The 8,069-nt window shown below is 63.6% G+C and carries 8 protein-coding genes; 4 read left to right on the top strand and 4 right to left on the bottom strand.

The features are described from left to right. Positions 1–99 (top strand): transposase (locus F1735_RS23500; RefSeq protein ID WP_187364331.1); only part of this gene is annotated, 99 nt, incomplete at its 5' end. Positions 100–278: 179 nt separating this feature from the next. Here F1735_RS23500 and F1735_RS23495 read toward each other — a convergent pair. Beyond that, positions 279–692, bottom strand: a complete 414-nt coding sequence (locus tag F1735_RS23495; protein ID WP_167239184.1) for a hypothetical protein — start codon at positions 690–692, stop codon at positions 279–281. Between the two features lie 130 nt (positions 693–822). On the opposite strand from F1735_RS23495, the gene F1735_RS23490 reads away from it, so the two are divergent. Continuing rightward, on the top strand, positions 823–2,736 hold the full coding sequence (locus F1735_RS23490; protein WP_167239183.1) for a hypothetical protein: 1,914 nt from the start codon (positions 823–825) through the stop codon (positions 2,734–2,736). Here the strand turns inward: F1735_RS23490 and F1735_RS23485 are convergent. The 3 genes from F1735_RS23485 to F1735_RS23475 all read right to left on the bottom strand — a co-directional run bounded on the left by F1735_RS23485 (position 2,733) and on the right by F1735_RS23475 (position 5,562). Continuing rightward, the gene (locus F1735_RS23485) at positions 2,733–3,779 is read right to left on the bottom strand and encodes a hypothetical protein (protein ID WP_167239182.1); all 1,047 of its coding nucleotides are present in this window, start codon (positions 3,777–3,779) and stop codon (positions 2,733–2,735) included. The two genes, F1735_RS23490 and F1735_RS23485, sit on opposite strands and share 4 nt — an antisense overlap. A gap of 14 nt (positions 3,780–3,793) precedes the next feature. After that, on the bottom strand, positions 3,794–4,267 hold the full coding sequence (locus F1735_RS23480; RefSeq protein ID WP_167239181.1) for an adenylyltransferase/cytidyltransferase family protein: 474 nt from the start codon (positions 4,265–4,267) through the stop codon (positions 3,794–3,796). Positions 4,268–4,389: 122 nt separating this feature from the next. Then, positions 4,390–5,562 carry a PilT/PilU family type 4a pilus ATPase gene (locus tag F1735_RS23475; RefSeq protein WP_167239180.1) on the bottom strand — a complete coding sequence of 391 codons (1,173 nt, stop codon included), beginning with the start codon at positions 5,560–5,562 and terminating at the stop codon, positions 4,390–4,392. Between the two features lie 153 nt (positions 5,563–5,715). On the opposite strand from F1735_RS23475, the gene F1735_RS23470 reads away from it, so the two are divergent. Both F1735_RS23470 and F1735_RS23465 read left to right on the top strand, forming a co-directional pair. Next, the gene (locus F1735_RS23470) at positions 5,716–6,654 is read left to right on the top strand and encodes a hydrogen peroxide-inducible genes activator (RefSeq protein WP_167239179.1); all 939 of its coding nucleotides are present in this window, start codon (positions 5,716–5,718) and stop codon (positions 6,652–6,654) included. Positions 6,655–6,919: 265 nt separating this feature from the next. Continuing rightward, complete coding sequence (locus tag F1735_RS23465) at positions 6,920–8,068, top strand: acyl-CoA dehydrogenase family protein (protein ID WP_222853060.1); 1,149 nt, start codon at positions 6,920–6,922, stop codon at positions 8,066–8,068. Position 8,069 lies beyond the last annotated feature (1 nt).

Below are 8,069 nucleotides of genomic sequence, written 5' to 3'. Positions count from 1 at the left end.
GGCGCGCTATGGTCGCCTTCCTACTTTGCCGGTAGCTGCGGCGGTGCGCCTATCGCCGTTATCCGGCAGTACATCGAACAGCAGCAGACGCCGCACTAGACGCACCAAACCGGACGGCTGCGCCGTCCGCGCTCTTGCCCCCGCCCCGCCCTGAAGGGCGAGGTTTGCCGCGCAACCGATCAAACCGTCTTCCAGATCCGGATTGCCGGCAGCGGCCACGCCGCCGCACAGTGCGACAGCGAAAAGGCCGAGTAAAGCTGCATGGTGCATGCTCATGATCATTCGGAAAAGCGTTGGTGTGACATATGATCGAGCGGCGCTGGTTCCGGCGCGGTATCGCTTGCCGGAACAATCGGAAAAGCAAACGTATACGCGACCACCACCACCACCGGCGCGATCCAGACCGCGAGCCAGGACCAACCGAGTTCGCCTGGCAAAATGATCAGTGCGAGTATCAGTGCCAGCAGATTATATATCGCCAGCATGGTCATTTTTTCGTGCATGGGCCGGCGCGAAAAATACAGGTAGAAACCGAGGCCGAACAAGCATACAAGGAAAGGAATGCCCACCCCAATCAACCTGGCCGCGTCCTCGACCGCTTTCCCATCCATGATGACGGCCATTGCTGGCAAGGACACGCACAGCCCTGCCGCGAGGGTGATGCCATACAAAAAAGTGCTCTGCGCTTTCATTGTTTTCCAGTTCGTTTTTCGCATTGCTCATGCGGTCGATGAGCGATTATGCACGCATCAGTGGCGCGATTGCCCGCATGCGACAATATCATCCGCGATTTACTTATTCAATCACTATCGGGACAGCTACATGAATTGGCTTAAGAGACTCGCCGGCCAGATAGCAGGCAAAAACGAAAAAACCAACAACGCCGGGGTAGCGTCTGCGACGCCAAACGATGCGAGCGCGCCCATCGATGCGGCCGCGCCGGCCGCCGCCGGACCGGAGCTCACCCTGCGCGAAGGCACGCCCGAATTCAACCTGATGGTCGCCAGCACCGAGCTCAAAACCGGCGCCAACCTGGCCCACGGCGCAGCGCACCTGGCCGTCCTGCTGGAAGTCGATCCAGGCCGCGCCGACTGGCAGGCGCTGGCCGCGCGCTACCTGGACGCGGCCGGCGGCGATGTGGACGCCCTGCTGCCGGTCGGCGACGAGCGCTTTGTCAACAGCGAAGCCTTGCGCGCCTGGTTCTGGCAGCGCCAGGGCAAGACGCCGGAGGCGCTCGACCTGCTGCTGCAGATCGCGCGCGCCGCCGCGCATGCGACCTATCTGCATGCATGGGCGCTCGACTGGCTCGAGCAGGACGGCGCGCTGGCCCGTGTCGGCGAAGCGAGCATGATGCAGCTGCTGGCGACGGCGCTCAACAGCGTCGAAGAAGCGCACCAGTCTTCGGCCGGCACCGTGTACGACATGGGGCGCTGGGCATGCCTGGCCGAACGCGCCAGCGCCGGTTATGCGCCATCGCCCATCCTGCTTCTGGTGCGCGCCGGCCTGCAACGCAAAGCCGGCAATTTTGACGCCGCGCTGGCGATCACCGGCCCGATCGGGCAAGCCGCCTGCGCCGAACAGGCCAACGCCATCGGCCTGCTGCTGCGCTGCATGCGGCGCTTCGACGAAGCCGAACAAGCCTTCATCCACGCCGGCAGCTTCGATCCGGCCGACATCACGCCCAAGCTGGAAGCGGGCGACACCTGCTTCGAGGCGGGCAACTGGCACAAGGCGCTGTTCTGGTACGAGGCCGTGCTGACGTCCGAGAGCGAGCAGGCGTGGGCGCTGCCCTCGTCCTGGTACTGCCGTTACAAGCTCGATGGCGACGAAGCCTGGATGGAGCGCTTGTGGGAAGCGATGCGCGGCGGCGACAAGCGCGCGCACCTGCTGGTGTTCCGCGAGCGCGGAAAGGTGGCGCAATCGCACGACGCCGGCGCCAACCTGCTGCGCACCCTGCTCGAACGCTGGCGGGAAAACGGCGACAGCGACGGCAGCGGGGGCGCGATGGCGATCTCCGCCACTGTCATGGAAGCGCCGAGCAACCGGCTTGCATTCGCGCTCGAACTGGCGGGACGCAATCCCCCGGTGAAGCTGGAGATCACTTTCGGCCCGCTTCCGGCCGTCGACCCGCGCCTGGCGCTGGCGCCGGTCGATTATCCGCTGTGGGCCTACCAAGGCACCGTTCCGCATCCGGCCTTGCCGGCGCCCGACCCGGCGGTGCGGGACGCCATCGCGGCGCTGGCGCTGGCGCCCTACAACCCGAACGAGAACTGGGCCAGGGCCAGCTACGTGGCGGCGCGCTTCGGCACGCGCCATGTGCGCGACATATTGGCGGCGATGGTGTACCCGCCGCCGCTGCCGCAGGATGTGCGCGCGCTCGAATGGCTGCCGCGCGTGCAGCTGGCGGCAGCGTATGTGCTGGGCCAGGTCGACAGCGGCTGGGAAGGGTCGGAGCGGCGCCGCGCGCTGGTCTCGGTGCTGTTCGGGCCGATGGACTGGACCACCTGCGCGGCGATCCGGGTACTGGCCCGTATCGCCACCACGGAACCGGCCTGCGCCACCGACATCCTGTGCTTGTTCGCGCGGATGGAGCGGCATATTCCCGAGGTCGGCCATTGGGACTGGGTCACGCTCCTGTACGAGCAGTGGCTGGAACTGCCGTTCCTGTTCGATGCGGAACGCGAGGAACTGCGCCGCAAGCTGGCGGCGCGTGAAGAAGATGAGCAGGAAGGCTAGCGCCAGCTGTTTTGATACGCGCCGATGTGCGCGCCGATGTCGCCCGCTGCGAGGGTCAGCACCCACTGCTCGAACGACAACGCCGCGTCGTGCGGCGCGCCGAGAAAGCCGGCGCGGCACGCGGCCATGAACTCGCCCAGTTCGCGGCCCTGGTAGCCGGTCCGCGCGCCGACGATGGCGCCGTTCCAGACCACTTTCGCGCGCTTGTGGGTGTCGTGTTCGTCGATCGCCGCCAGGTACTGCGGGCGCGCTTCAGGGAAGATGCCGCTGAAGATGCGCTGTTCCCAGTCGGCCCGTTCGGCATCGCGCTGCGCTGATTTTTTGCCGCCGTCCCAGGCCGACCAGCTGTAGCGGTCCAGTTCCGGCTTGTCCGCGATCCAGGCCAGGAACGCGGTGTACGACGGTCGCTTGGCGTCGCGCACGCGGCTGGCGGCGTTGCGGTTGTCGAGCAGGTAGATCTGGCGGTGAAAATACGGGGTCGAAGCGGCAAATTCGAACACCTCTTCCAGGGTGTCGAAGCCTTGCAGGTAACGCGCGTGGTCGTAGCCGAGCAGGGCAAAGGTTTTGGCGACGTCGCGCGAGATGAGGATGCCGGCGAACACCTGGTCGTTGTCGCGCAGGAGCTTCCACAAGCCGTCATGGCCGTATTTGAGGCCCATCTTGTGGGCGATGCGGCCCATCAGGTTGCCCAGGTCGTTGAAGGCGTAGTAGGACGCGGCGAAAGCCATTTCTTCGGCCGGGGTGGTGATCAGGTCGATCTGCATCGCGCGGAAGTCGAACGAGACCACGTCGCCGTTGACGATCAGGTCCTGCGGCGCAAAAGCGGCCTTGACCTGCTCGATCCAGTCGGGCGGGAGCTGGGTCGATTCGATCAGGATGTCGCTGTCGCCGAAGCTTTCCTTGCTGCCGTAGGCGAGGATCGGCTGGCAGCCGATGCCGGGAAAGAGCGCGCGCAGCTTGTCGATCGTGGCGGCGGTGATGGCGGTGTAATCGGCCCCCGACTGGCGGGTGACGCCGACGTGTTTCATGGCGTTTCCACCCATGACAGCCTCCTTTGTTAGGTGCGGATTTTCGACAGCAGCTTGGTGGTCGAGCGGTCGTGTTCGAAATCGATGGCGACCGCCTGGCCGCCGTAGGCCAATACCGCCTGGCCTTCGGGAATGGCGCGCATGTCGTAGTCGCCGCCCTTGGCGTAGATCTCGGGGCGCGCTTCGAGCACCACTTCGAGGGCGGTGTCTTCGTCGAAATCGACCACCAGGCTGACCGATTCGAGGGCCGCCAGCACGGCCATGCGGTCGGCGCCGTTGTTGAGGGGACGGTCGTCGCCCTTGCCGAGGCGCTTGACCGAGGCGTCGGTGTTGGCGGCCACCACCAGCGAGGCGCCCAGCGCGCGCGCCTGGGCCAGGTAGGTCACGTGGCCGCGGTGCAGGATGTCGAACACGCCGTTGGTCAGCACCACCGGTTTGGGCAGGGCGGCGACGCGGGCGGCGAGGTCAAGGCGGGGACAGATTTTGTTTTCGAAGTCGGGCATGGGGGGGCTGGTTATAGTGGTACAGCGTCGTTCCCGCGCCAAGGCGGCCCTCGGCCGGAACCCAAGTTCGTCGCAATGCGGGTAAAACTTGGGTTCCCGCCTGCGCGGGAACGACGTTGAAATTACTCTTCTTCTTCCTCATCCATCGCCATCGACAAATCATTCGACTTCGATCCCACCGCGCCGCCCGGCTCCTTGCGGTCGCCGCGCAGCTTGATCTGCAAACGCAGGCCGTTGGCCGAGTCGGCGTTGCGGATCGCTTCGTCGTAGCCGATCTGCCCCCGGTTGTACAACTCGTACAGCGCCTGGTCGAACGTACACATGCCCAGCTCGCGCGACTTGTGCATGATCTCCTTGATCGACTGGAAATTCCCCTTCAGGATCATCTCGCTGATGGTCGCCGTATTGAGCAAGATCTCGATGGCCGCCTTGCGCCCCTTGCCATCCTCGGTGCGCACCAGCCGCTGCGAGACAATCGCACGCAGGTTCGACGACAAGTCCATCAGCAGCTGGTTGCGCCGCTCTTCCGGGAAGAAGTTGATGATCCGGTCCATGGTCTGGTTCGAATTGTTCGCGTGCAGGGTGCCCAGGCACAGGTGGCCCGTTTCGGCGAACGCGATCGCGTGCTCCATGGTCTCGGTATCGCGGATCTCGCCGATCAGGATCACGTCCGGCGCCTGGCGCAGCGTGTTTTTCAGCGCCGCATGCCAGGAGTGCGTATCGACCCCCACTTCGCGGTGCGTGATCAGGCAGTTCTTGTTCTTGTGGACGTATTCGACCGGGTCTTCCACCGTGATGATGTGCCCCGCCGAATTGGCGTTGCGGTAATCGATCATCGCCGCCAAGGTGGTCGACTTGCCCGATCCCGTGCCGCCCACCACCAGCACCAGCCCACGCTTGGTCATCACGACCTCTTTCAATACTTCCGGCAGGTCGAGCTTTTCAAAATTCGGGATTTCGGACGCGATCGTGCGCACCACCATCGCCACGCATTGCTGCTGTACATACACATTGACGCGGAAACGACATACATTCGGCAACGCAATGGCAAAATTGCATTCCATTTCCTTCTCGAACTCGTTGCGTTGCTTGTCGTTCATTAACGACAAGGCCAGCGCGCGGGTGACTTCGCCGGTCAGCTTTTGCTGACTCATCGGCTTCATCGCACCCTGGTATTTCATGCTCGGAGGGAAGTCGGCCGAGATGAACAAGTCGGAGCCGCCCTGATGATGCATTACGGTCAGCAATTTATGGATGTAGGCCTGTGCTTCAATCGGGCCAAAAGTGGTGGACATGCTCGCCTTTCAAGTGGTCGGCGGGTCGAAAATCCGCCCGCGGCCCAATTATATCGACTGCATTCCGGTAGAATATAATTTCTTTGCTGAGCTATAAGCAATATCGTGTCACGACAGGCGCGCCGCGCCTGTCCTCTTCCAGCCCTCACCTTTATGACCCTCACTGAACTGAAATATATCGTTGCCGTCGCGCGTGCGAGACATTTCGGACACGCCGCCGAGGCGTGTTACGTCGCCCAACCCACCTTGTCGGTCGCCATCAAGAAGCTCGAAGACGAGTTGGGCGTGGTGTTGTTCGAACGCGGCGGGGCTGAAATTTCGGTCACGCCGCTGGGGGCGCAGATCATCGCCCAGGCCGAACGCGTGCTGGAACAGACCGCCGCCATCAAGGAGCTGGCCAAGCAGAACAAGGACCCGCTGGCCGGGCCGCTGCGCCTGGGCGTGATCTATACCATCGGCCCCTACCTGCTGCCGCCGCTGGTGAAGAACATCATCGAGCGGGTGCCGCAGATGCCCTTGATCTTGCAGGAAAATTTTACCGTGCGCCTGCTCGAACTGCTGCGCCAGGGCGAACTGGACGCGGCCATCATGGCGCTGCCGCTGCCGGAACATGGCATGTCGATGCAAACCTTGTACGACGAACCGTTCGTGGTGGCCGTGCCGCAAAACCACCCGTGGGCCAAGCGCAAAGTCATCTCGGCCCAGGATTTGAAATCCGAAACGATGTTGTTATTAGGCAACGGTCACTGTTTCCGCGACCAGGTGCTGGAAGTATGTCCGGAAATGGCGCGTTTTTCGTCGCCGGGCAATGGCATGCAGCGCACCTTCGAGGGCTCGTCGCTGGAAACGATCCGCCACATGGTCGCCAGCGGCATCGGCCTGACCGTGCTGCCGCGCGCATCGGTGCCGGACATGCAGTCGCGCAGCAATATGCTGGCCTTCGTCCCCTTCGAGGAGCCGGTGCCGTCGCGCCGCGTGGTCATTGTGTGGCGCAAGAGTTTTACCCGCCGCGCCGCCATCGAGGCGGTGTGCGAAGCGGTCGCCGCCTGCGACTTGCCGGGCGTTGAGATGCTGGCGCCGGACCCCGCCTGAGGCACTTCCGGGGCCAGCATGGGATGCTCGGCCTTCTGACTATAAAATTGCTCTAATGCATTTTTGATGCCCGGGGAATGGGCGCTGGCCGGGCAACAGGGCGCAAAAGCGAGCGCGAAAGCGACGCTGTTCAATTGCGCTATTGGAAGTAAGCCTGAATGACAAAAACGTTACAATCTCATCGATCACGGTCGTGCGCCGCCTGGCGCCACCGTCCCTTTGTTCGCCGCCGATGGCGTTTTTTCGACATGACAGGATGCCTGATATGTTTTCGACGAAATTACTTGGCCTGAGAGAGACTGCGCTCAGGGTGGCCGGCGAGATCGCTCCTTTCGCCACGCAAGTCGACAGCGAAGCGGCCTGGCCGGCCCGTTCAATGGCGGCCCTGTCGAAGGCCGGGCTGATGGGACTGCAAGTGCCGGAACAACTCGGCGGCCACGGCCAGGGTCTTCTCGCGCTGGCGGTACTGACGGAAACGCTGGGCCAGGCCTGCCCCTCGTCGGCACTGTGCTTCGGCATGCATTGCGTGGGGACGGCGGTGATCGCCGCCAAGGCCACCTCCTACCAATCCGGGCATTACCTGAGCCAGATCGCGCGCGGCGAGCATATCACCACCCTGGCCCTGTCCGAAAGCGGGACCGGCGCCAATTTCTATCTGTCCGATACGCGCATCACCCTGGGCGCTGACCGGTTTCTGGTCAACGGGACCAAGCAATTCGTCACCAATGGCGGCCACGCCGATTCCTACGTGGTGTCGGCGCTGACGCCGGATTCGGGCGAAATTGGCGACGTGAGCTGCCTGATCGTCGACCGCGACGCGGTCGGGATCGAATGGCTCGAACCCTGGCACGGCTTCGGCATGCGCGGCAACTCGTCACGCGGCATGCGGCTGCACGATGCACAGGTCCCGCTCGCCAATCTGTTGGGCGACCCCGGCGACCAGATCTGGTACGTGTTTGAAGTCATCGCGCCCTACTTTCTCATGGCGATGGCGGGCAGTTATCTCGGCATTGCGCAATCGGCGCTGGAGGCCGTCGGCGAGCATATGCGCACGCGGCGTTACAACCATACCGGCGAATCGTTGCGCCACCTCGACCATTTGCAGATGAAGTATGCCGACATGTGGAGGTCGGTGGAAAAGACGCGGCAACTGCTGTACGCGGCCGGAGAGCGCGGCGACTGCGGCGATCCCGAGGCACTGCCGTTCATTTTATCGTGCAAGGCCGATGCCGCCGAGACCGCCGTGGCGGTCAGCAATGAAGCGATGACGATCTGCGGCGGCATCGCCTATCGCGAGAACAGCCGGGTGAGCCAGATGCTGCGCGATGCGCGCGCCGGGCATGTGATGGCGCCCACCACCGATATGCTGAAAATCTGGGCCGGGCGATCCTTGCTCGGCTTGCCTTTGCTGTAAC

Source organism: Massilia genomosp. 1 (assembly GCF_011682185.1).
Lineage (GTDB): Bacteria > Pseudomonadota > Gammaproteobacteria > Burkholderiales > Burkholderiaceae_D > Telluria_A > Telluria_A rubra.
The sequence above is the reverse complement of the archived record's forward strand: the minus strand, read 5'-3'. Positions and strand labels throughout refer to the sequence as shown.

Coding starts and splice junctions, on each gene's coding strand:
- F1735_RS23485 (WP_167239182.1), bottom strand. CDS start 3,779: ATGGGTGGAAACGCCATGAAACACGTCGGCGTCACCCGCCAGTCGGGG.
- F1735_RS23495 (WP_167239184.1), bottom strand. CDS start 692: ATGAAAGCGCAGAGCACTTTTTTGTATGGCATCACCCTCGCGGCAGGG.
- F1735_RS23465 (WP_222853060.1), top strand. CDS start 6,920: ATGTTTTCGACGAAATTACTTGGCCTGAGAGAGACTGCGCTCAGGGTG.
- F1735_RS23480 (WP_167239181.1), bottom strand. CDS start 4,267: ATGCCCGACTTCGAAAACAAAATCTGTCCCCGCCTTGACCTCGCCGCC.
- F1735_RS23470 (WP_167239179.1), top strand. CDS start 5,716: ATGACCCTCACTGAACTGAAATATATCGTTGCCGTCGCGCGTGCGAGA.
- F1735_RS23490 (WP_167239183.1), top strand. CDS start 823: ATGAATTGGCTTAAGAGACTCGCCGGCCAGATAGCAGGCAAAAACGAA.
- F1735_RS23475 (WP_167239180.1), bottom strand. CDS start 5,562: ATGTCCACCACTTTTGGCCCGATTGAAGCACAGGCCTACATCCATAAA.